Origin of the sequence: Pseudomonas lini (genome assembly GCF_030812475.1) — a bacterium.
GTDB lineage: Bacteria > Pseudomonadota > Gammaproteobacteria > Pseudomonadales > Pseudomonadaceae > Aquipseudomonas > Aquipseudomonas lini_A.
Genome location: NZ_JAUSSR010000005.1, coordinates 170,478 through 192,760, shown reverse-complemented (window position 1 = coordinate 192,760; position 22,283 = coordinate 170,478). Strand labels below are relative to the sequence as shown.

Genomic DNA, 22,283 nt, shown 5'->3' with positions numbered 1-22,283 from the left:
CTTGTGTCTGCCGGTTTCCGGTGTGTCGGGCCGAGCGTCCATTAACGGGCGCTCCACCCGCCACTTCGAGTTATCGCCGCCACTTGCACCACCGGCTACGCGCCGAGAACCGAACAAGGACGCGCCCCCATGGCCCCCAGTTCCACCCGTTTGCTCCGCCGCCTCAACCCTTATTGCGCCCAGGCGTTGAGCGTGGCGGCTTCGCTGTGCCAAAGCCGCGGCCATGGTCAGATCAGCATCGAGCACTGGCTGCTCAAGCTGCTGGAGCAAGGAGAGGGCGACCTGACCCTCATCGCCCGTCGCTACGAATGGGACATGGATGTGCTCTGGCGTGGGCTGCTCGACCATCTCGACGGCCTGCCTCGCAGTTTGCAGGGCAAGCCGCAACTGTGTGTCAACTTGCAGCAACTGATCAAGAACGCCTGGCTGCGCGCATCCCTGGACGACAACCACGAGCGCCTGCGCTCCGCACACCTGCTCGGTGCGTTGATGGACACCCCCGGCCTGCTCGCGTGCGACGCCGCGTGGCCGCTGCTCAGCCTCAGTGATGTTCAATTGCAGCGTTTGTTTGTGCTGCTCGATCAACACTCCGAAGAGCGTCCGCAAGTACAGCAAGAAGCTGCCTTGGGCCAGATGGCAGTGTCTGCTGACCAACCGATTACCCCTCCATCCAGTACCGTGATGCACGATGCCCTGCAGGCTGTGCTGGACAAATTCACCCAGGACATCACCGCCAAGGCCCGGGCAGGGCAGATCGACCCGGTGTTCGGCCGTGACGATGAGATCCGGCAGGTCATCGACATCCTCAGTCGCCGGCGCAAGAACAATCCGATGCTGGTCGGCGAACCCGGGGTGGGCAAGACCGCCCTGGTCGAAGGCCTGGCCTTGCGCATTGCCCGGGGCAACGTCCCTGACAGCCTCAAGCTCGTCAGCGTGCGCGCCCTGGACCTGGGGCTGTTGCAAGCGGGCGCCGGGGTCAAGGGCGAGTTCGAACAACGCCTGAAGAACATCATCGATGCCGTGCAGCAATCAGCCAATCCGGTGCTGCTGTTTATCGACGAAGCACACACCCTGATCGGGGCCGGCAACCAGGCGGGCGGTGCCGACGCGGCCAATCTGCTCAAGCCGGCCCTGGCCCGTGGGGAACTGCGCACCATCGCTGCCACCACCTGGAGCGAGTACAAACAATACTTCGAGCGCGATGCCGCCCTGGAGCGGCGCTTCCAGACCGTCAAGGTGGACGAGCCGGACGACGCCAGCGCCTGCCTCATGTTGCGAGGTCTCAAGGCGCGCTACGCCAGTCACCATGGCGTGCACATCCAGGATGCGGCGGTACAGGCCGCGGTCAGCTTGTCGCGGCGCTACCTTACCGGCCGGCAACTGCCGGACAAAGCCGTCGACCTGCTCGACACCGCCAGCGCGCGAGTGCGCATGAGCCTTGACTGTGAACCCCAGGAACTGGTCCGACTCAAGGCTCGGCAGGCCGCCCTGGAATTGGAGCGCCAGGCCCTCGAAGAGGATCGGCAACTCATCGGCGGCATCGCCAGCGAGCGCCTGGCGATGATCGCTGCGCAATACGCGGATTTACAAAGTGAACACATCGAGCTCGAGCAGCAATATCGGCACGAACTCGACCTGACTCGACAATTGCTCGATGCACGCCAGACCGAACCACCACAGTCGGATGTCTGCGAACAGCTGCAAGGTCAACTGACCGCTGCCCAAGGCAACCAACCGTTGCTTTCCCTCGATGTCAGCGCACGTAGCGTGGCCGAGGTGATCGCCGACTGGACCGGGGTGCCGCTGGGCAGTCTGCTCAAGGACGAACACGCCAACCTGCTGGCCCTGGAGCAGCAATTGAGCGAACGCGTCATCGGCCAGGAGCCTGCGTTGAATGCCCTTGCCCAGCGTCTGCGGGCGGCCAGGACCGGCCTGACCGAAGAACAGGCGCCGCTGGGGGTTTTCCTGCTGGTGGGCACCAGCGGCGTCGGCAAGACCGAGACCGCCCTGGCCCTGGCCGACTGCCTGTTCGGTGGCGAGAAATCGCTGATCACCCTCAACCTCTCCGAATACCAGGAAGCCCACACCGTCAGCCAACTCAAAGGCTCGCCTCCGGGCTACGTCGGTTACGGCCAGGGCGGCGTGCTCACCGAAGCGGTGCGCCAACGGCCCTACAGCGTGGTGCTGCTCGATGAAGTGGAGAAGGCCCATCGCGATGTCATCAACCTGTTTTACCAGGTATTCGACCGAGGCTTCATGCGCGATGGCGAAGGGCGTGAAATCGACTTCCGCAACACCGTCATTCTGATGACCTCAAACCTGGGCAGCGATCCATTGCAAGCCTGTCTGCAGCAACAGCCTGACGTGCCGGACAGCACCCTGCAGGAACTGCTGCGGCCGATCCTGCTCGAGCACTTCCAGGCGGCCCTGCTGGCGCGTTTCCAGACCCTGATCTACCGCCCGCTGCAAGCCGATGCCCTCAAGGGCATCGTCGGCCTCAAGCTGGCCCGGGTGGCCCGGCGTCTGCAGCGTCACTACGGCCTGGCCTGCCAGATCGATGAGGCCCTCAACGGCGCCCTGGTTGCCGCCTGCCTGCTGCCCGACTCCGGTGCGCGCAACATCGACAGCCTGCTCAACCAGCAGATCCTGCCAGTGCTCAGCCAACAGCTGCTGCAACGCCAGGCGGCCGGTCAGACCACCCACGGCGTGACCCTGGGCTACAGCGACGATTACGGCGTGACCCTGCATTTCACCGACGCCCACGACACGGCGCACCTTGCTGCGCTGGAGGGGTGAAGATGGCCAGCCCAATACGTACCTTCTTCGACCACAGCCGGCACAAACTATACGTCCATGGCTTCGACCCGGCCCTCGACGTCCTGGCCTTCCACGGCGAAGAGCAACTGAGCCAGCCGTTCCACTACGTCATCGAATTCACCTGCACCGAGCAGGACATCGCCGCCGACCAGCTGCTCAACCGCGAGGCCCGCTTCAGCCTGCACGCCCCACCGCGCCCGCTCACCTTCCTGACCCGGGACCTGCCGATCAAACCGCTGCGCACCCTGCACGGCGTGGTCACCGGCTTCAAACGCCTGTCCGGCTCCGTCGACGAAGCCCGCTACGAAATCACCCTGCAACCGCGACTGGCCTTGCTCGCCCGCGGCCAGCAATTCCGCCTCTACCAACTCCAGTCGGTACCGGAAATCGTCGAACACATCCTGCGCAGCCGCCACGATTTTCGCGGCGAGGATTTTTTCTTCAAGCTCACCCGCAAGTACCCGAAACGCCTGCAAGTCATGCAGTACGGCGAAAGCGACCTGGCCTTTATCGCCCGGCTGCTGGCCGAGGTCGGCATCTGGTACCGCTTCACCAGCGATGAACGCCTGCACCTCGACGTCGTCGAATTCCATGACGACCAGCTGCATTACCAGTCCGGCATCGAGCTGCCTTACCACTCACCGGCCGGCCTGAGCAGCAGCGAGCAGGACGGCGTCTGGGCCTTGCAAACCCAACACCAGGTGGTGGAACGCCAGGTCAACATCCGCACCTACCAGCACCGCGACGCCTACGCCCACCTGGACGGCGAGATCGACCACACCCGCGGCGCGACCACCACCTACGGCGAGGCCTATCACTACGCTGACCCCTACACCGCCCTCGGCGACCGCTACCAGTTCTACGAAGACCTGCCACCGGAAACCGGCTACTTCTACGCCCGCCTGCAGCACGAGCGCTACCTCAACGATCAGACCCACCTCAGCGGCACCAGCAGCAGCGCCATCCTGGCCCCCGGTCAGAAGCTGATGATCTCCGGCGGCGCGCCCCAGGCCTTCGCCCCCGGCGCGGTGATCACCCACCTCAGCACCCGCGCCGCCCGCGATGCCAGCTTCGAAGCCCGGTTCCAGGCCATTCCCTATTCGGAAAGCGTGTGCTTTCGCCCGCCATTGCAGCCCAAGCCGCAGATCGCCGGCACCGTCCCGGCCCGGGTCAGCAACCCGCAAAAACACGACCCCTACGCCGAAATCGACGTCGAAGGGCGCTACCGCGTGCACTTCCTGTTCGACCGCGACACCTGGCAACCGGGCCAGGAAAGCATGTGGCTGCGCCTGGCCCGGCCCTACGCCGGCGACACCCACGGCCTGCACCTGCCGCTGATCGCCGGCACCGAAGTGGCGGTGGCCTTCGAACAAGGCGACCCGGATCGGCCGTACATCGCCCATGCCCTGCACGACAGCGAGCACCGCGACCACGTGACCCTGCGCGCACGCAATTACAAACGCAACGTGCTGCGCACGCCGGCCAACAACAAGCTGCGGATGGAGGACACGCGGGGCAAAGAGCACGTCAAGCTGAGTACCGAGCACAGTGGCAAGAGCCAGTTGAATCTTGGGCATCTGGTCGATGCCGAGCAGCAGAGGCGGGGTGAAGGGTTTGAATTGCGCACCGATGGCTGGGGGGCGATTCGGGCGGGGAAGGGGGTGTTCATCAGTGCCGATGAACAAGCCAAGGCCCACGGTCAGCAGATCGACATGACGGCGGCCATTGAGCAGCTGGAAAGCGCGCTGTCGTTGGCCCGCTCCCTGGCCAATGCGGCCCGCAGCGGGCAGGCGACACCCGGCGATATCGACAGCCAGACCCGCCTGAACCACGCCCTCAAGGGGTTGGCGCAACCGGGTCTATTGCTGCAGGCCCCGGCAGGCATCGGCCTGGTCAGTCCCGAAGCCCTGTGCCTGTCCTCCGGAAGCGCAAGCGTGGGCATCATGGCCGCGCACAACGCCGACATCAGCGCCGGACACGACATCACCACAACGGCGGAGGGTGGCATCAGCCTGTTCGCAAAACGCGCCGACCTGAAACTCAAGGCTGGCAAAGGCAAGGTCGAGCTGCACGCTCAGGGCAGCCATCTGCACGCCCTGGCCAAGACCGACATCAAGATCGAAAGCGTGGAAGGGCGCGTGGAAATCAGCGCGCCGGACGAACTGCTGTTCCACTGCGGCGGTGCCTACATCCGCCTCAAAGGTGGCGAGATCGAGCTGGGCGCGCCCGGCAATATCTACCTCAAGGCGGCCCATGTGCAGCAGCTCGGCGGCGCCAGCCTGAACACCCCGACCACACCACTGCCAGCAGGTTATGCCGCCAGCTACACCGTGAAAGACGACGCCCAGGCGCCGGTGCCGTTCAGCCGCTACCGGATCACCACCCAGCAAGGCGAAGTATTCAACGGGGTGACCGACAAGGATGGCCGGACCATGAGTGTGCATACGCTGGTGCCGGGGGAGCTGAAAATCGAGTTTCCGGATTCAGAGCAATGGATCAGCTTTGCAGCTCCACATGACCTGAATTATCAAGGCATCAAGTGCACCGCCACCATGGATGATGGATCGGTCCTAAAAGGTGAGTTCGACAGTGAAAACAAGGCGAATTTTTATTCTTTCGCAGGGAAATCGTGCGTGAAATTCGAGGTTGAGAACCTGGATAGCCAGGAAAGTGTACTCAGTGGTGCACAGAGATTGTTAAAGGAGCTTGCGGAGTAAATATCATGGATTCTTTTTATCGGTACTACCTGGCTCAAGAAGTTCATCCTGTAGATGATGAGGTTTTGAAGCCGGCCCTTGAAAGCTTTGAGGGCGCAGCGCTTAAATTTTCGGCAGATTTTATAAGCGATGCGAAACAGCGAGAAAACTATAATCGTAATGTCAAGAGGGTCAAGGCAGAGGTTTTGTCGCAAGTGAAGGCTGGCAATGTGTCGGTGAAAGAGGCCGCAGAGTTCTGTTACGAAGCGCGCAACAAGATTATGGCAGAAGTCAGAGACAAGACATCTACGCACGGTTTGGCTTTTGCGCAAAAGAAGAAAATTATTTCGCCGGCTCTAGAGCAGTTGCTGGATGAAAAGGCCGTTCAGCGCTTTGGTAAGAGGTTTCTCGAGCTTGGCGTTGAGCAGAGAGACTCCATGTATTATGAAATCGTAGAGTCGTCTGCGAGACCAAACGCTAAATTCAACACGCTTAATAAGGTTTTAAGTGTTTCAGGCAAGGTTTTAATTGTCGTAACTATCGCCTATGCGACCTATGAAATTGTTAACGCTGATAACAAACCCAAAGAAGCGATTAAACAGGGTATTACAATAGGTGGTGGGGCGGCTGGAACAGCTTTGGCAAGCTCGGCCGTATCGGTCGTGTGCGGGCCAGGTGCTCCGTTTTGTGCAATTGGATTGATGCTGGCTGCTGGGGTGGCATCTGGCTGGGCTGCCTCTAAATGGGCAGATTCGATTGACGATGAAATCGAAGAGTTTACGAAGTGGAAAATCAATTAGACAAACACAAGCTCTGGGCGGCTTTGTCTTATGTATTCGTCGATACCGAAATTGATTACAGGTATATCGCCGGTGTGGCAAAAAATTACTCAATTGAAGAAGTTGAATTCGCTTTTTTCGAAAGAGTCGCTCCCGTATGCATTAGCAATATGCTAACGCCTGCGCCTCCAGTTTGGTGGTTCTTCGATGAAGTACAGCTTGTCGCTGATATCGAAAAATTAATCCAGAAGAGATCAAGGCAAAGGGTCGCGGGGAAATGTATGTCTGCCGTGGTTAGGTGGGTGATTCGGCTAATGTGTAAGAGTGTATGGGCTGAAATTAAGGCTGAAATCGAAAATTCAAAGGCCGTCGATGACATTTGTGAAAAAAAGGGGGAGGGGGAATGAAAACAAAAGGGCTCTATTGGTTCTGGAGCGGAATGGATTTGTTTTATGTCGTTCGGTTCTGCTACCTCAATTTTCTCCAGGGAAAGGTTCCGATGTACAGCGATGTACAGTCCTTTTTATTGTTGAGTTCGGAGCATGGTGCTGTTTCGGCTATGTTTTTCTGGTTGTCTGTTTTTTTAAATGTTTCGATAGTTGTTTCAATGTTCATGTTTTTTCTAGGTGCGCGCCAGGTGGATTCTTTGATCTACCTACAGACCCCGCTCAGGATATTGCTCGCAGTGCCTTCGTTTTCGTTGTTTCTGTGGCTTTCGAGAGTTGGGGGCATGACGTCCGCTGCATGGTTGTTTGGCCTGCTGCTGTTTTCGGAAGTCATCAAACTAATTTCAATTCTATTTAAAGAAAAATTGCGCCTGGTTTAATCGTGCTGCTGTTTCAACAGCCCGCGCAAGTTTAAAGGACTGACATGAACGACACTCTGCACCGTACAGACACCCTCAACCCGCGCCAGGATGTGGCTCGGGGGAAAGCGAAACAACACTGGATCGAATTTCAACTGCTGGACGAGCAGGGCGAACCTCTGGCGAATCTGCCCTATCGGGCGGTGAACGAGGCCACTCGCACAGCTTACGTGCCTGTGTATACCGGCCAGAGCGATGCCCAGGGCGTGATCCGCCTCGATGGCCTGCACCCGCTGCCCATCACCCTGCTGATGGAAGCCGGCCCGATGGCCGAGCAGTTGCAAACCCGTCGCTTGCGTGCCGAGCGGCCCGAGCCGCCCCGCCCAGGCGTGGGAGATTGCACCCCATTGCATGGTCCGCAGCGCTCAGGCTTCTCGCCCATCGAACGACAGGCCCTCGCGGCAGGTCATGGCTATCACTACCTGCGCATTGGCCAGCTGTGTGATAAACAGCCGGACTTCGACCCACCCTTGGCCGACCCGAGTCAGCTTCCGGCCTTCCATTTTCCTGATCGCACATATAGCGGTTTTACCCTGGGCGACGATCAGTTGGGTCGCCGCCATGTGCTGGAAGTCTGCCCGTTTCGCGCCTGGTCGCTGGTGTTGCACCACCAGGCCGAGTACAGCCTGGTCAATGCCTACAACCTGGGGTTGATGAGTATTCTGGCGTACAGCAGATTGCCCAGGAAGGAGCGTGGATCCGTCGAGGAGCTTTTCGAACAGCAATGCCTGGACCTGTCACGTACGCCTCGGGTTTTGGACGACGGCCAGAATTGGCTCTGCGTGGTCAGCGATGTGCCCTTCAATGATCGCTATGTAAGTGTGGAGACACTCGACACCACCAAGGCGAAACCGCCGGAAGGAAACACCCAACTGTTCTATGCCATCAGTGCATCTCAGTTACTGGTGGGCTGGCGCGGCACCGAGATGACATTCCCTTTCTCCGACCTGGCGACAGATCTGACGTTCCGCCCAATCAAGCCTGAAGTGCAGGCCAACTGCGAACCCAAAGTGCCCTGCGCTGACCTGACTCCTGAGGGAAGTGTGCATCTGGGGTTTCGCGATGCCTTTGAAGTCGCCAGAAGGATTTATGCCAAGGATCTGGGCAAGACGATCCCTGATAAAGCGTTTGATAAAGAGCTGTTCATCTGCGGCCACAGCTTGGGAGGTGCCCTTGGCCTGGTTCATGCGGCTTCGTTGAAAGAGTTAAATCCATTGCTGTACACCTACGGCATGCCGCGCACCTTCAGCCTCAAGGCAGTGCAGTGCCTGACCGAGTTTCAGCATTTTCGCCATGTCAACGACATCGACCTCATCCCCAGCGTTCCGCCCGAGGCAGCGCTGGATAACTACCTATACGACCTGTATGGCCCTTTGGGCACCACCTTGGGTTTTACCTGGTCGATCGCCCAGTTGACGGCCAGCGCGTTGGTCAAACATGGCGACCCTTACGGCCATCACGGTGAAATCGCCATGTTCTTCAAGGCCGAGCAGCACAAGCAACAGCGCGGCTCACACTACCCTGCCTATCGCAACAAGGATGGGCTCGGCGCGCCCTATCACACCACCATTGCTCTCCGCTTGCCGGAGAAAGCCAAACTGTATCTGGTGCCCAGTTTGAGCCAGGCCGACGATCAACAGGCCGAGCAAGCCCAGGATCGCCTCATCACCTCGTTGGACGCTGAAAGCCGGGCCAGATATTTCCCGCCCTACGGCAATCCCAAAGCGGGTCAGGTGCATGGTCTCGGTGAACACTTTATGTCCAAGTATCAACCCTACATGTACAACCAGCTGCTCGAATCGATCAACCCGGCGCGTGAACCCTTGCTGGCGCGGCAGGAGGATCGGGAAAAATTCGAACTACAGATGAAGACCCATTACGGAAGCATCCCCGAGGATGAGTACGCTCGCAATCGCGTGTTCCTCGACCTGCAAAATCTGGTGGGCCGGGCCTTGCACGTCACGCAACAAGCCGAGGGCGGCGTGCAGGCGCTGCAACGCTTCGATGCCGTGGCCGACCCGCGGGCCTATTACGAGAAGACCTACAGTTGAGCCCGTTAACGACGCCAAGGACAAAACCATGATCAAGATGATGGCTGTCGCTCTACCCACCCTGTTCATCAGCCTGAGTGGTTGCGCCAAGGATTACAGCCTCGCGCCCCCTGCGGACAGCGAACTGATCACCGTGACTGTGAAAGTGCCCGACGAACTCGTAACGGAACCCCTGCAGGTGATGTATCGCTCGGCTATCTGTAAGCGCATCACCCACGGGGCCAGCGGACAACGTATAGAACTGGAGGGCTATCACGACATTGATGTGCAACTTCAACGTCAGGGCCAGAGCGACCTATACCAGGCCAAGCTGCCAATGGATGGAGGCGGCGCCTGCCAATGGCATTTGAGCAATGTGATCTTTGGCGTCGCCTACGGTAACCCCACGCGCTTTGGTGAGAATGTGACCTACGGTGCTGGAGGTGGTGTTGTGGTGATCTTCGATCACAACAACTCACCCAGGGGGGGCGCTGATATTGAAGTTGATGGGGATCTGACGATCAAGAAGGACTATTACCCTTGGTTGAGTGAAGCCTTTCTTGGCGGTTATAGAAAACAGATCAGCCTGGCAGGCGAGGGCAGTATCTATCTGAGTTATCAGGCACTGCAGGCACGCCAAGTGTATTTCGAGCCTATCTTGCATTCTAAATTCACAGTTTACTCGGTGCAGCCGAAGGAAAAGAAAAAGGGCAATCACACTGCGTTTACCTATCCCGACGGCAGCGTTGTGGCCAATGGCCGCTCGGATCCGGATTTCCGCAAACTGCAGGCACTGCGCCTGGCTGCGGAGAGCAAACCATGAGACGGACTCTTCCCGCCGCATTTGTCGCTTTGTTCATCAGTCTGAATGGTTGCGCCAAGGATTACAGTCTCGCGCCCCCTGCGGATAGCGAACTGATCACCGTGACTGTGAAAGTGCCCGAGGAACTCGAAGCGGAGACCATGCAGGTCATGTATCGCTCGACCCTTTGCACTTTTACCGATCATACCGCCAGTGGCCAACCCTATAAGCGCGACGGATATCAGCGTACCGATATACAACCAGTGCGGCAGGGGCAGAGCGACCTTTATAAGGCCAGGTTGTCAATCGATGGCGGCGGCGCGTGTCAGTGGCGTTTGAGCAATGTGATTTTTGGCGTTGCCTACGGTAATCCCACACGCTTTGGCGAGAGTGTGAAATACGGTGCTGGAGGCGGTGTTGTGGTGATCTTCGATCACAACAACTCACCCAGGGGGGGCGCTGATATTGAAGTTGATGGGGACCTGACGATCAAGAAGGACTATTACCCTTGGTTGAGTGAAGCCTTTCTGGGCGGTTATAGAAAACAGATCAGCCTGGCAGGCGAGGGCAATATTTATCTCAGTTATCAGGCGTCACAAGCTCGGCAGGTGTATTTCGAACCTGTCCTGCACTCTGAGTTTCTGGTTAGTTCGATAGGGCCTAAGGTTAAAAAGAAGGGCAGTTATGCAACTTTTAATTACCCCGATGGCAGCGTTGAGGATGTTGCCCGTGCAACTCCGGATTTTCGCAGATTACAGGCCGTTCGTTTGGCGGTGGAGAGCAAGAAATGAGGCTGGGTTTCTTAACGTCATATGGTTTTCATCAGCGTTTAAGAAGTTCTTGATTTTGTGTTGGTTGGCGATCGCTAATTATTTTAAGTCTGCTGGCTTTTAATGCTCTGACAGTCATCCCTTTTAAATCAAACATGTTCAGCGAATGATAGAGAGTTAATTAATATGTCTCAGGCATTTGTTCTATTGGGTGATGCAACTACCCACGGTGGAGAAGTGATATCGGCCTCGTCGACGACGATCATTCAGGGCAAGCCGGTGGCCTTGGTGGGCGATCTGGTCATTTGTCCGATTCCGGGACACGGAGTCAATGCGATTGTGGAAGGCTGCGAGGAGTGGTCCGAAGATGGCCGGGCGATGGTCGTCAACGGCTGCCTGTGCGAATGCGGCTGCCAGGTCATTGCCAGCGTTCCCGATTGCGTGGTGGGTTGAGCCATGGGTTGGGATCGTCAAACGCCCGAGGTGGTGGAAGCTCCGGCGCCTCCTGTCCTGGGCCGATGGGTGATGGCGGCAGGCATTGCGATGTTGGGCTGCGTGCTGCTGTTCCTGCTGTATGCCTCCGAGCGGGTACCACAACTGCGAGTGCTGAGTGTCTGGGTAGTGTCCGGCACGCCGTTGCTGGTCTGGGTGCTGGCTTTCGGTGCTCGCGCTTATGTCTATGGTGGGGCCTTGAGTCATCACCAGTTCCTCGAAGAGGAGGCGCAAGGTGCGCAGCGGGCGTGGCGGGACTGGGCGCAGCGTTACCTGGCAGTGCACGCCAGTTGTGTGCTGCTGCCGGACCAGGTGTCCGCCGGTTTGCTGACTCAAGGCCCTCTCGATTTGCCACCCCGTACCGGGCAGGCGCGGCGCATTGCGGCCTTGCCAGCGCAGAAGCAAGAGCGCGAGCAGGCCGGGCTGCAGTTGCTGTTGCCGGCGCTGAGCCCTGTCTTGAAGGCATTGCCTGCGGAACAGGAACTGCGGGTCACCTTGTTGAGCGATGTTGACCCCGGCCAATACGAAGCATTGCGCAATGCCTGGCAGCAGAGCTGGGCCTTCGCGATGCCCCAAGCACACCCCGCGACGGTCACTTTGGCTGCGCAATTGTCGTACCAGTGGCTCGACGAAAAGCTGAAGACGGCCAGCTCAGCCTTTGAATTGATCGTCGTGTTACAGGTGCACGGCGAGGCGGCTTATTCCGACGGGCTCGCGGCAATGCTGCTGTGTCCCGACAGCCTGGCGCTCGCGTGCGAGCTGCCGATCAAAGGGGCTTTGTTGCGCCCTATGCCGTTGGACATCAACACGCTGCAGAGCGAATTGCCGCTGTTCCTGCAAACCCAGACAAGTGTTCGCCAGGCCACGGCGCTGTTGGCCGATAGCGTTGACTGGCAGCCATTGGCCGGCAAGATCATTACGGCCGGCGTTGCTCACGGTGCTTCGCTGGACGTGAAGCAGCAGTGGATTCAAGAAACGCTGTGCGGATTGCCGGGACCTTTCAGCCACTGGCTGGTGGCAGCGCTCGGGGTGGAAATCGCACGTCACCAGCAGGGGCCGCTGTTGGTGCTTGCCCAGGAAGAATCGCAGCATTGGATCAGTACCGTCAGCACAGGAGAGGGCGCATGAAGACCGGGAGTAATACATGGCGGCATGTCGGCGTTGGGGTTTGGTTCATCGCGCTGGTCGCGGCCTTGGGGTGGGCGATGTGGGGTTATGGCGAACGGGTCGGGTTGGTGGAAGACCATCACAAGCTATTGGCCTTTTTACTGATCGTCGCCATCGGTCTGGTGGGGGTTCAGGCCCCCCGCCTGTTGATACATTTCAAGCGGCAAAGTCACCGCGAGCAAGGGTTGACGGATAAGGTCTATCCGCAGAAGGACGTGCGTCTGGTAGTGCCTCGTCGCCCGGTTTTCGATCCTGCAGAACTGCACGCCCACCTTCACCAGGACTACGGCTTTTTCTGGCGCCGTAAAGTCCGCCTGCTGCTGGTCGTCGGCGAACCCGAGCAAATCCAGGCCATCGCCCCGGGCTTGACCCGAGAAAATTGGCAGGAAGGCCAGGGCACGGTACTGCTGTGGGGCGGCAGCCTGCAAGGGAAACCCGATCAGGCAATCCTCGACCAATGGCGCCAGCTCAGCCGTTGGCGCGGCCTGGATGGCGTGGTCTGGGCATTGAACAATAGCCAGAGCGCCGAAACGGTCCTGATAGGCACCGGTGTGCGTCGCCTGCGGGAACTGGCCCGAACGTTGGGCTGGCAATTGCCATTGCACCTATGGCAGGTCTGCGACAGTGAGTGGACACAGGCCAAACGCGCGACCCAAGCGGTGGGTTGCAGCCTGCCCTCACGCTTTACCGCCTTGGCCCTGGAAACCGGCCTGGACCACCTGATCCTGCCCTTACGCCAATCAGGCTGGGCGCAAATATTCGGCGACATGAAGCATGACTTCCTGCTGCGCCTGTCGCGCGATCTGCAGGCCGAGGGCATTGCCCGCTGGCGCCAGGCGCTCGCGCCCTGGTTCGGTGAGTTCAATCGTAGTGTGCCGTTGCGCGGGCTCTGGTTCAGCCTGCCGCTGACGCGAGCACCGTCACTGTTGAAACATGATTGGTTGGCAGATCCGGTTTGGCAGGGCGTGCTCGGCGACCCTGCTGCCAGTGGTCACCGTCTGGGCTGGAGCCCTCCGCGTATTACTTATGTCCTGCTGCTGAGCCTGGCCACGGTGTGGGGCGCCGGCCTGCTGCTGTCCTTTGCCACCCAGCGCGTGCAGATTGCCCAGGTGCAAAGCGCGCTGGTATCGCTCGAACAAGCCGGGCAGGGCGATGCCCAACTGCTGGCCCTGAACGACCTGATGCGCGAACTGGCGCGCCTGGACTACCGCGCCGAACACGGCGCGCCCTGGTACCAGCGCTTCGGCCTGAACCAGAACCAGAACCTGCTGGAAAAAATCCAACCGATCTATGTCGAAGCCAACCACCGCCTGCTGCGCGACCCGGCCGCCGCCAACCTGCAGGCGAAACTCAACGCCCTGATCAAACTGCCCCCGGGCAGCGCCGAACGCGTCCAACGGGCCCGGGAGGCCTACGACCAGCTCAAGGCCTACCTGATGCTGGCGCACCCGGAAAAAACCGACGCGGCGTTCCTGGCCAAGGTCCTGCAAGAAGCCGAACCGACCCGCGCCGGAATATCCCCGGGTGTGTGGCAAGGCCTGTCACCAAGCCTGTGGCAGTTCTATGCCGAACACCTCGCCGCGCACCCCGAATGGCGCATCGAGGCCGACCCCAAACTGGTGGCCCAGGCCCGGCAAGTGCTGCTCGGCCAGCTGGGCCAGCGCAACGCCGAAACCAGCCTCTATCAACAGGTGTTAGAGGGGGCGGCCAACCACACCCCGGACTTGAGCCTGGCGCAGATGGTCGGCGACACCGAGGCCGGTGCGCTGTTCAGCAGCAAGGCCAGTGTCCCTGGCGTGTTCACCCGCCAGGCCTGGGAAGGCCAGGTGCGCCAGGCCATCGAGGCCGTCGCCGAGGCGCGGCGTGAGGAAATCGATTGGGTGCTCAGCGACCACCCCGCCGAGCTCGATGCCGACCTGACCCCCGACGTGCTGCGGGCGCGCCTCACGCAACGCTACTTCGAGGACTACGCCAGTGCCTGGCTGGATTTTCTCAACCGCCTGCGCTGGCAGCCGGCCGCTAGCCTGGGCGAGGTGATCGACCAATTGACGCTGATGAGCGACGTGCGCCAGTCGCCGCTGATCGCGCTGATGAACACCCTGGCCTACCAGGGCCAGGCCGGCGTGCGCGGCCAGGCGTTGGCCGAGTCGCTGATGCAGTCTGCGCAGAAGCTGGTCGGCCAGGCCCCGGTGCCGGCGATCGACCAGCAGCTGCAGGGACCGAGCGGTCCGCTGGACGCCACCTTCGGCCCGTTGCTGGCGCTGCTGGGCAAGGACGCTGAGGGCGGCGACAGTGACCGCTTGAGCCTGCAAGCCTTCCTCAACCGCGTCACCCGGGTGCGCCTGAAACTGCAGCAAGTGCACAACGCGCCCGACCCGCAGGCGATGACCCAGGCCCTGGCGCAGAGCGTGTTCCAAGGCAGGAGCGTCGAGCTCACCGACACCCAGTCCTACGGCAGCCTGCTCGCCGCCAGCCTCGGCGCCGAGTGGGGGCAGGTGGGCGAGACCCTGTTCGTGCAGCCGCTGGACCAGGCCTGGCAACGGGTCTTGCAACCCTCGGCGGCGGGCCTCAACCGGCAGTGGCAACGCGCGATCGTCAGCGACTGGCACAGCGCTTTTGCCGGACGTTTCCCCTTCGCCGCGACCAGCAGCGACGCGTCCTTGCCGATGCTGGGGCAGATGATCCGTGCCGACTCCGGGCGCATCGACCAGTTCCTGCAGCAGCAACTGGGTGGCGTTTTGCGTCGGGAAGGCAGCCGCTGGGTGGCCGATCCACGGCACAGTCAGGGCTTGCGTTTCAACCCGCAGTTTCTCACCGCGATCAACCAGCTCAGTCACTTGGCCGACGTGCTCTACACCGACGGCGGCATGGGCCTGAGTTTCGAACTGCGCGGTAAAGCGGTGCGCGACGTGGTGCAAACCACCTTCGTGCTCAACGGCGAGAAACACGAATACTTCAACCAGAAGGAAAGCTGGCAGCGCTTCAGCTGGCCCGGCTTCAGCAGTCACCCGGGCACCAGCCTGACCTGGACCAGCGTGCAGGCCAGTGAACGGCTGTTCGGCGACTACGAAGGCACCTGGGGTCTGATCCGTCTGCTGGAAAAAGCCCGGGTCACTCCGCTGAACGACAGCGACAGCCTGCACCGCCTGCAGCTCAAGGCCCCGGACGACCTGGAGCTGACCTGGAACCTGCGCACGGAACTGGGGGCGGGGCCGCTGGCGCTGCTGAAGTTGCGTGATTTCAAATTGCCGTCGCAGATCTTTCTCAGTGAAAGCGATGAGGCGCTCCTCAAGGCGCAAAAGAGGAGGAGCAAATGAGCCTGCGTACATTGATCGCCCGATGCCTGGGCGAACGCGATGCCCTTTCCCTGGCCCGGTTGCAAGCCGAGCGTTGGCAACCCTGGTTGCAACCGGTCAGCACGGACCTGCCCGTGGGTGAGGATCCGGGCTACGACGATGACTTCCAGCGCATGCGTGAAGAGGTCAACAAGTTGTCTGGCGCCGATATCGATCAGGTGCTGCAACTGGCGGAGAAACTCATCACCCAACGTTGCAAGGACTTGCGCGTTGCCACCTACTACTTGTGGGCGCGCTTGCACAAAGACGGTGAAGCCGGGTTGGCTGAAGGTCTCGGCCTGTTGGCGGCCCTGGTGGAACGCTTCGCCGGCGAGGTGCTGCCCGCGCGTCCCAATAGCCGCAAGATGGCATTGGAGTGGCTGACCAGCGGCAAAGTGCTGGACAGCCTTTCGCTGTTTCCGGAAGTGGTCAAGGACGAGGCTGAACGCACGGTGGCGGCGCTGGCCTGGTTGGAACGCGGGCTCGAGGCGTGGCCGACGGAGCAACGGCCCGCCTTGGGCGCACTGTATGGCGCCTTGTCGGCGCGCCTGGCGCAGTCCGGCGGGGTGGACGCCCTGGTGCCGCAGAACAGCGCCAGTCAGGAGTCCAGTGCGCAAACGACCACGGCCAACACGGCAGCGATCAAATCCGGCCGCGACCTATTGGACAGTGGCAGAGCCCTGGCCGTTTATCTGCGCGAGCAACCCCTGGGCTGGCTGGCAGCGCACCGCCTGATGAAGAGCCTGCGTTGGGACACCGTGCATCAGGCTCCACCCCAGGACGCCAATGGCATCACGCGACTGAATGCACCTCGTGGCGAATATCGGGCACAACTCAAGCGACTGTACTTGCAACAGAGCTGGACTGAGTTGCTCGATCAGGTCGAGCGCATGTACGCCGAGGGCGTGAACCATTTCTGGCTGGACCTGCAGTGGTATGCCTGTCAGGCGCTGAGCAAACTGCCCGCACCCCAGGACAGCTGGGCCGATGTGGCCAAGCGCGATCTGGGCATGTTCCTCGAACGACTGCCGGGCGTCGAAGCTTTGTGCTGGAGCGACGGCTCGCCCTTCGCCGATGAGACCACCCGGGAGTGGATTGCCCGGCACGTCAGCGGCAATCGCCCCCAGCAGTGGCTGCCTGCACCGACCGCCGCAGTGCCCGGCGCGGATACCGAGATCCTGTCACTGGAGGCGGAGGCCCTGGTTCAGGCCGACAGCGACGGCATCGAGCAGGCGTTGGCCTGGCTGGCCGCGCGCCCCGGCATACAGACCGGACGGCAGCGCTGGTTGCTGCGCCTGCTGATGGCGCGGGTGGCCGAGCAGTATGGCAAGAGCGACCTGGCCATCCACCTGCTGGGTGAACTGGACGCCACCGCTCAGCGCCAGGTGTTGGCTGAATGGGAGCCCGAGTTGAATTTCGAGGTCAAGGCACGCCTGCTCAAATTGTTGCGCCTGAAAGCACAGCGCAACGATGCCGACAAACCCACCCTTGCCCGGCGCATGGAGGCGCTGCTGGCGGCGCTGGTGGCCATCGATCCGGTACGTGCCGCAGTGCTCTGCGGCTAACCGCATTCATCAGGAATTTTTCTTTGAGCATGGACAATCTGACACTGCGGTATTTCGACGCCGAGATGCGTTATCTGCGCGAGGCTGGCAAAGAGTTCGCGCAAGCGTTTCCGGACCGGGCGGCGCAACTGAACCTGGACAAGGCGGGCGCACACGACCCCTACGTCGAGCGCCTGTTCGAAGGCTTTGCCTTTCTCATGGGCCGGTTGCGCGAAAAGCTCGACGATGACTTGCCGGAACTCACCGAGGGCCTGGTCAGTCTGCTGTGGCCGCATTACCTGCGCACCATTCCATCGCTGTCGATCGTTGAGCTGGCGCCCGATCTCAAGGAGATGAAGCGCAGCGAACGGATCGCCGCGGGCTTCGAAGTCTTGTCGCAGCCCATCGGCCCGCAGCGTACCCAATGTCGCTACACCACGACCCAGGACCTGATGCTGCAACCACTGGCCGTGGAGTCTGTGCGCCTGGCACATGAGCCCGACGGACGCTCATTGCTGCGGCTGCGCTTTGCCTGCGGCGCGATGGCCGATTGGGGCGAGATCGACCTGAGTCGCCTGCCGCTGTACTTGAATGCCGATGCGCCCTTGGCGAGCGCGCTGCACCAGGCACTGACACTCAACACCCAGGCGATGTACGTACGAATGCCGGGACAAACGGACCGTCATTTACTGGCAGGCCATTTTGTGCCCAAGGGGTTCGCCGATGAGGATCGTCTGTGGCCAAAAGGTGACAGCGCCTTCAGCGGGTATCAGTTGCTGCTGGAGTATTTCACCTTTCGCGAGAAGTTCATGTTCGTCACCCTCTGCGGCCTGGAGCAGTTGAACATCAGCCAGGGCACACCCTGGTTCGAACTGGAAGTGGTGCTGGGCCAGCCATGGCCTCAAGCGTTCAATCTGAGCGCCGCGCACATTCGCCCGCATGCGGTGCCGGTGATCAATCTGTTCATCCTGGAGTCCGACCCGCTTGGCCTGGCACCGTTGCAAAGCGACTACCTGCTTCGCCCCATGCGTTTGCAGGACGGTCATACCGAAATCTATTCGGTGGACCAGGTCACCTCTTCCAGGAGTGCCGAGCGCCAGGACTATGTGCCGTTCACCAGCTTTCGCCACAAAGGCGGCATGTTGCGCGATGAGGCGCCCGAGCGTTACTTCCATACGCGTTTGAAGCGTGGCGCCAATGGTCTGCATGACACCTGGCTGATCCTGGGAGGGGGGGGTTTTGACAAAGATCTGCTATTCAAGGATGCCAGCCTGTCATTGCGCCTGACCGGCACCCACGGCCAACTCCCGCGCAAGGCCCTGCAAGGCACCTTGCTCGATACCCTGGTGCAATCCACCCGGACCGGCTTACGGGTGCGCAACCTGTGTGCGCCGACCTTGCCGTGTTACCCGCCGAACCGCGATCGCTTTCACTGGCGGGTGCTCAGCCACCTGGGCTCGAACTTCCTGCCCATGCTCGACAACGCCGAAGTATTGCGCGGCACCCTGGCGCTGTACGACTGGACGGGCAGCGAGCTGAACCGACGTCGGCTGGCGGCGATCGTCGAGGTGCGTCACCACCTGATCCAGCGTTTCGAAAAAGGCTTTCTGCTGCGCGGCGTGGATATCGAAGTCACCCTGGACGCCAATGGTTTTTCCGGCGAGGGCGACATCAGCCTGTTCGGCGAGATGCTCCATCGCTTCTTCAGCCTGTACGCCGACATTCATTTGTTCAACCAGCTCACGCTGATCCTGCAACCTACCGGAAAGTGCCTGCGATGGAACGAGAACCACAGTCAACGTATTCCCGGCTGAAGGCCAGTGGATTACTGGAAATACTGCAGGGGCGGGTGGCCAAGACCAACCTGTATCGCTTCTGCCAGTTGCTGGAACAGGCTTTGCCAGATCTTCCGCTACTGGGTAGCACGGCGCATCCGGCGGATGACCCGGTACGCTTTCGGCCCGACCCTGGCATGGGATTTCCTGCCGGGGAATTGAAGGCAATCGAAACCAGTAACCATCATCCGCAACGCCCGGCAACGGTGCGCATACGCCTGCTTGGGTTGTACGGGGTCGACTCGCCGATGCCCACGGCGTTTCTCGACGATATCGCCCAGCGTCGCGAAGGGCATGAGGCAGTGGAAGCCTTCCTCGATATCTTCAATCACCGGATCTTCACCCAGTTCTACCGCATCTGGCGCAAGTACTCCTATCCGGCCACGTTCGAGGCGGGCGGCACCGATGCCACTTCGCAATGCCTGCTGGGGTTGATCGGCCTGGGCATTCCCGGCACCGCCCGGCAGATCGCCACGCCGGTGTCGCGCTTCCTCGCGCTGCTGAGCGTGATGCGCCTGCCCACCCGCAACGCCGAAGGCATCATCGCGCTGGTCAAGCTGCTGGCTCCCGAAACCCGGGTACGGGTGACACCCCATTGGCCGCAGAAAATTCCCTTGGCGCAGCCGGCGAGTCTGTGCAGCCGTCGCCCGGTGAGTCTGTCCCAGGGCACGCCCCTGGGCAGTGTAGGGCATGACGCCAACAGTCAACTGCACCTGGCGCTGTTCACCGAGGATGAAGACGAGGCCCGTGGCTGGCTGCCGGGGGGCCAGTTGCACAGCGACTTGCTGGTGCTGCTGCGTGTGTACCTGGGCTGGCGTTGTACCGCGAAGCTGCAATTGTCGCTACCGCTGCGCAACCTGCCGACGCCAGTGCTGGGGCGAGCCTCGGTACGGCTGGGCATGACCGCTGTGCTGGGCCTGGGCAGTGACGCCTTGCAAGTCGGGGCGCACGACACCATCACCCTCAATCCAGGTCGATACCAGGGTCTTTCGAAAAATTCCCAGGACAGAGAGATACACCATGTCGCGTACGGTTTTTAAATCATCGATGGTCGTTGCGCTGGGTGCATGGCTCGCCGGCTGTGGGGTGACCCAGTCAGTGACGGACAGCACCACCTCCGCCGCGAGCTCGATTTTCTACAAGCAGGTGAAAACCCTGCACCTGGATTTCAGTGGCCGGGCATCACTGAACATTGATGGCGCAGACATGAATGCATTGTCGGTTACCACGCTGGTCCGGGTGTACCAACTCAGCGACAGCAAGGTGCTGGAGAAGGCCACCTACGACAGTTTGCTGAGCCAGGACGACCGGCTGCTGAGCGCGGATCTGCTGGACAAGCGGACCGTGGTGGTCAAGCCGGGGGAGGGGGCGCAACTGAGCGTGCCCCTGGACAGTAACGCGCGCTCGGTCGCGGTGGTCGCGTTGTTCCGCCAACCCGACAACCAACTGAAGACGTGGCGGCTGACGTTGACCCGTGATGACCTGGACCCGGACCGGGCCCGGGTCATCGAGCTGGCGGACAACTTGCTGAATTTGCGCCCGCTGGCCCAGGACTAAACCGATGACCGAATTCAACCCTTCGCTCTACGAAATGCTGCTGCAGAATTTCGACGGCGAGCTGGACCTGCATCGCGTCGCCGAAGCGGACCAGCACACCCTGTCGGTACTGGACAACCTGCAACGCATCCTCAACAGCCGGGCGGGCACGCTCAGTCATCTGCCGGATTTCGGCCTGCCGGACATGGGCCTGATCCTGCAGGGGTTGCCGGGCGCGGCACATGACCTGATGAGAAGCATGGGCGAAACCTTGCTCAAGTACGAACCGCGCCTGGCAGCGGTGAATATCGAAGTGTTGCCGCAGGTGCAACCGGGCCATCTGGAATACGCCCTGGACGTGCAGCTCAAAGCGGGGCAGCGGGTAACGTTCGGTACCACCCTGGTGCCCGGGGGGCGGGTGCTGGTGCGTCATCTGAAGCGGCAGAACTACCTGTCGGCCATGAACCTGTAACGGAATGGAAGCGCGATGACGGCGTTATTTGAGATGCGTATACGCGCGGGCGGCGATCCGCGCGGCTTCGGCGAGTTCATGGCGTTGCGTGATGAACTGGCCAAATTGAGCCACCCGGCGTGTCCGGACGTGAACTGGGCCAAGGTCGAGCAGTTGTGCCTGAGCTTGTTCCAGAGCAACGGGGCGGATTTGCAAACCGCGGTCTCCTACGCGCTGGCGCGCAGCCAGCGCCATGGTCTGCCAGGCATGGTGCAAGGGCTGGCCTTGATCGAGGCGCTGAGCTGCGAATGTCCGCACCTGTGGCCGCCAGTGGAGTCGATGCGCCTGGATAGCCTGAGCTGGCTGTTCGCCCAATTGCAGCCCTTGCTGCGCAGCCTGGCGCTGGATACCCGGAGCTTGTCGGCACTGGTTCATCTGGACACGGAGCTGAGCCGTTTGAGCCAGCGATTGGACGCTCAGGCTCAAGCGCCGATGGTCACGCTGCAGGCTCTGCGCCAGCAGGTCGATAACCTGATGCGACGTTTGCAGCAAAGCTCGGCTTCGGACCCAACCTTGCACTTGTCGACGAGAGATCCTGAACCGGCATTCGTGATGCCGATTGTGATACTGCCGCCCCCTCCCATGCCCTATGCGAGGATTGCAGATACGATGACAAAGAGACATCGAATGGCCCTTTGGCTGTTCGCCTTGGCGACTGCCATCGCCTTGGCCAGCTGGCTGGGGTGGCAGCGATGGCTGGCAGGCCAGGACAGCGATCGCTCGCCTGCCGAGCCCGTGCAGCTGGACAGTCTGATGCTGTTCGATGCCGGCAGCGCCGAGCTCAACTCTGGCTCGACCAAAATGCTGATCAATGGCCTGGCCGGCATCAAGGCCCGGCCAGGCTGGTTGATCGTCATCGCCGGGCATTCCGACGCCACGGGCGATGCCGGGCAGAACCTTGCGCTGTCACGCGCCCGCGCCTCTGCCGTGCGTGACTGGATGCAACGCATGGGCGACCTCCCGGACAGTTGTTTTGCTGTCCAGGGGCTCGCGGCGAGCCAGCCGGTCACCGGCAATGACACCGAGTCCGGACGCGCGGCCAACCGACGTGTCGATATCCACCTGGTGCCGCAAGAAGGAGCCTGTGGCAGCTGAAAAAGGGAC

General features: G+C 61.0%; 17 protein-coding genes. All 17 read left to right on the top strand.

The genetic code is table 11. The features are described from left to right. The first annotated feature begins 129 nt into the window (after nt 1-129). The 17 genes from tssH (at nt 130) to J2W17_RS11570 (ending at nt 22,274) form a co-directional block, all read left to right on the top strand. A complete protein-coding gene (gene tssH, locus J2W17_RS11650) occupies nt 130-2,796 on the top strand; it encodes a type VI secretion system ATPase TssH (RefSeq protein WP_307333712.1) in 2,667 nt (888 codons plus the stop codon). 2 nt (nt 2,797-2,798) lie between these two features. Next, nucleotides 2,799-5,534: a type VI secretion system Vgr family protein gene (locus tag J2W17_RS11645; protein WP_307333710.1), complete on the top strand. Its 2,736-nt coding sequence runs from the start codon at nt 2,799-2,801 to the stop codon at nt 5,532-5,534. Nucleotides 5,535-5,539: 5 nt separating this feature from the next. Continuing rightward, nucleotides 5,540-6,313 carry a hypothetical protein gene (locus J2W17_RS11640; protein WP_307333708.1) on the top strand — a complete coding sequence of 258 codons (774 nt, stop codon included), beginning with the start codon at nt 5,540-5,542 and terminating at the stop codon, nt 6,311-6,313. Continuing rightward, a complete protein-coding gene (locus tag J2W17_RS11635) occupies nt 6,298-6,699 on the top strand; it encodes a DUF7079 family protein (RefSeq protein ID WP_307333706.1) in 402 nt (133 codons plus the stop codon). The genes J2W17_RS11640 and J2W17_RS11635 overlap by 16 nt, the downstream gene beginning before the upstream one ends. Continuing rightward, nucleotides 6,696-7,118: a hypothetical protein gene (locus tag J2W17_RS11630; RefSeq protein ID WP_307333704.1), complete on the top strand. Its 423-nt coding sequence runs from the start codon at nt 6,696-6,698 to the stop codon at nt 7,116-7,118. The genes J2W17_RS11635 and J2W17_RS11630 overlap by 4 nt, the downstream gene beginning before the upstream one ends. 44 nt (nt 7,119-7,162) lie before the next feature. Further along, the gene (locus tag J2W17_RS11625; protein WP_307333703.1) at nt 7,163-9,208 is read left to right on the top strand and encodes a lipase family protein; all 2,046 of its coding nucleotides are present in this window, start codon (nt 7,163-7,165) and stop codon (nt 9,206-9,208) included. A gap of 28 nt (nt 9,209-9,236) precedes the next feature. Beyond that, nucleotides 9,237-10,010 (top strand): hypothetical protein, encoded by a 774-nt coding sequence (locus J2W17_RS11620; protein WP_307333700.1) that lies wholly within the window; start codon nt 9,237-9,239, stop codon nt 10,008-10,010. Beyond that, the gene (locus J2W17_RS11615) at nt 10,007-10,780 is read left to right on the top strand and encodes a hypothetical protein (RefSeq protein WP_307333698.1); all 774 of its coding nucleotides are present in this window, start codon (nt 10,007-10,009) and stop codon (nt 10,778-10,780) included. Before J2W17_RS11620 ends, J2W17_RS11615 begins: the two co-directional genes overlap by 4 nt. A 165-nt stretch (nt 10,781-10,945) precedes the next feature. After that, nucleotides 10,946-11,212: a PAAR domain-containing protein gene (locus J2W17_RS11610; RefSeq protein ID WP_307333696.1), complete on the top strand. Its 267-nt coding sequence runs from the start codon at nt 10,946-10,948 to the stop codon at nt 11,210-11,212. A gap of 3 nt (nt 11,213-11,215) precedes the next feature. Then, nucleotides 11,216-12,379: a hypothetical protein gene (locus J2W17_RS11605; RefSeq protein ID WP_307333694.1), complete on the top strand. Its 1,164-nt coding sequence runs from the start codon at nt 11,216-11,218 to the stop codon at nt 12,377-12,379. Next, entirely contained in the window at nt 12,376-15,735 is a 3,360-nt protein-coding gene (locus J2W17_RS11600; RefSeq protein ID WP_307333692.1) for an ImcF-related family protein, read from the top strand. The genes J2W17_RS11605 and J2W17_RS11600 overlap by 4 nt, the downstream gene beginning before the upstream one ends. Then, nucleotides 15,732-17,318: a type VI secretion system protein TssA gene (gene tssA, locus J2W17_RS11595; protein ID WP_307333690.1), complete on the top strand. Its 1,587-nt coding sequence runs from the start codon at nt 15,732-15,734 to the stop codon at nt 17,316-17,318. Before J2W17_RS11600 ends, tssA begins: the two co-directional genes overlap by 4 nt. Before the next feature lie 23 nt (nt 17,319-17,341). Beyond that, a complete protein-coding gene (gene tssF, locus J2W17_RS11590) occupies nt 17,342-19,111 on the top strand; it encodes a type VI secretion system baseplate subunit TssF (protein ID WP_307333688.1) in 1,770 nt (589 codons plus the stop codon). Beyond that, the gene (gene tssG / locus J2W17_RS11585) at nt 19,075-20,172 is read left to right on the top strand and encodes a type VI secretion system baseplate subunit TssG (RefSeq protein WP_307333685.1); all 1,098 of its coding nucleotides are present in this window, start codon (nt 19,075-19,077) and stop codon (nt 20,170-20,172) included. Before tssF ends, tssG begins: the two co-directional genes overlap by 37 nt. After that, entirely contained in the window at nt 20,153-20,689 is a 537-nt protein-coding gene (tssJ, locus tag J2W17_RS11580; protein WP_307333683.1) for a type VI secretion system lipoprotein TssJ, read from the top strand. The genes tssG and tssJ overlap by 20 nt, the downstream gene beginning before the upstream one ends. A gap of 4 nt (nt 20,690-20,693) precedes the next feature. Then, the gene (gene tssE, locus J2W17_RS11575; protein ID WP_307333681.1) at nt 20,694-21,140 is read left to right on the top strand and encodes a type VI secretion system baseplate subunit TssE; all 447 of its coding nucleotides are present in this window, start codon (nt 20,694-20,696) and stop codon (nt 21,138-21,140) included. Between the two features lie 15 nt (nt 21,141-21,155). Beyond that, the gene (locus tag J2W17_RS11570; RefSeq protein ID WP_307333679.1) at nt 21,156-22,274 is read left to right on the top strand and encodes an OmpA family protein; all 1,119 of its coding nucleotides are present in this window, start codon (nt 21,156-21,158) and stop codon (nt 22,272-22,274) included. The last annotated feature ends 9 nt before the right edge of the window (nt 22,275-22,283 follow it).

Bases quoted from the DNA above. Each gene is read 5' to 3' on its own strand.
- J2W17_RS11620 (WP_307333700.1), top strand. From the start codon at position 9,237: ATGATCAAGATGATGGCTGTCGCTCTACCCACCCTGTTCATCAGCCTG.
- J2W17_RS11615 (WP_307333698.1), top strand. From the start codon at position 10,007: ATGAGACGGACTCTTCCCGCCGCATTTGTCGCTTTGTTCATCAGTCTG.
- J2W17_RS11640 (WP_307333708.1), top strand. From the start codon at position 5,540: ATGGATTCTTTTTATCGGTACTACCTGGCTCAAGAAGTTCATCCTGTA.
- tssA (WP_307333690.1), top strand. From the start codon at position 15,732: ATGAGCCTGCGTACATTGATCGCCCGATGCCTGGGCGAACGCGATGCC.
- J2W17_RS11600 (WP_307333692.1), top strand. From the start codon at position 12,376: ATGAAGACCGGGAGTAATACATGGCGGCATGTCGGCGTTGGGGTTTGG.
- J2W17_RS11570 (WP_307333679.1), top strand. From the start codon at position 21,156: ATGACGGCGTTATTTGAGATGCGTATACGCGCGGGCGGCGATCCGCGC.
- J2W17_RS11630 (WP_307333704.1), top strand. From the start codon at position 6,696: ATGAAAACAAAAGGGCTCTATTGGTTCTGGAGCGGAATGGATTTGTTT.
- J2W17_RS11610 (WP_307333696.1), top strand. From the start codon at position 10,946: ATGTCTCAGGCATTTGTTCTATTGGGTGATGCAACTACCCACGGTGGA.
- J2W17_RS11625 (WP_307333703.1), top strand. From the start codon at position 7,163: ATGAACGACACTCTGCACCGTACAGACACCCTCAACCCGCGCCAGGAT.
- tssG (WP_307333685.1), top strand. From the start codon at position 19,075: ATGGAACGAGAACCACAGTCAACGTATTCCCGGCTGAAGGCCAGTGGA.
- tssJ (WP_307333683.1), top strand. From the start codon at position 20,153: ATGTCGCGTACGGTTTTTAAATCATCGATGGTCGTTGCGCTGGGTGCA.
- J2W17_RS11645 (WP_307333710.1), top strand. From the start codon at position 2,799: ATGGCCAGCCCAATACGTACCTTCTTCGACCACAGCCGGCACAAACTA.
- tssH (WP_307333712.1), top strand. From the start codon at position 130: ATGGCCCCCAGTTCCACCCGTTTGCTCCGCCGCCTCAACCCTTATTGC.
- J2W17_RS11605 (WP_307333694.1), top strand. From the start codon at position 11,216: ATGGGTTGGGATCGTCAAACGCCCGAGGTGGTGGAAGCTCCGGCGCCT.
- tssE (WP_307333681.1), top strand. From the start codon at position 20,694: ATGACCGAATTCAACCCTTCGCTCTACGAAATGCTGCTGCAGAATTTC.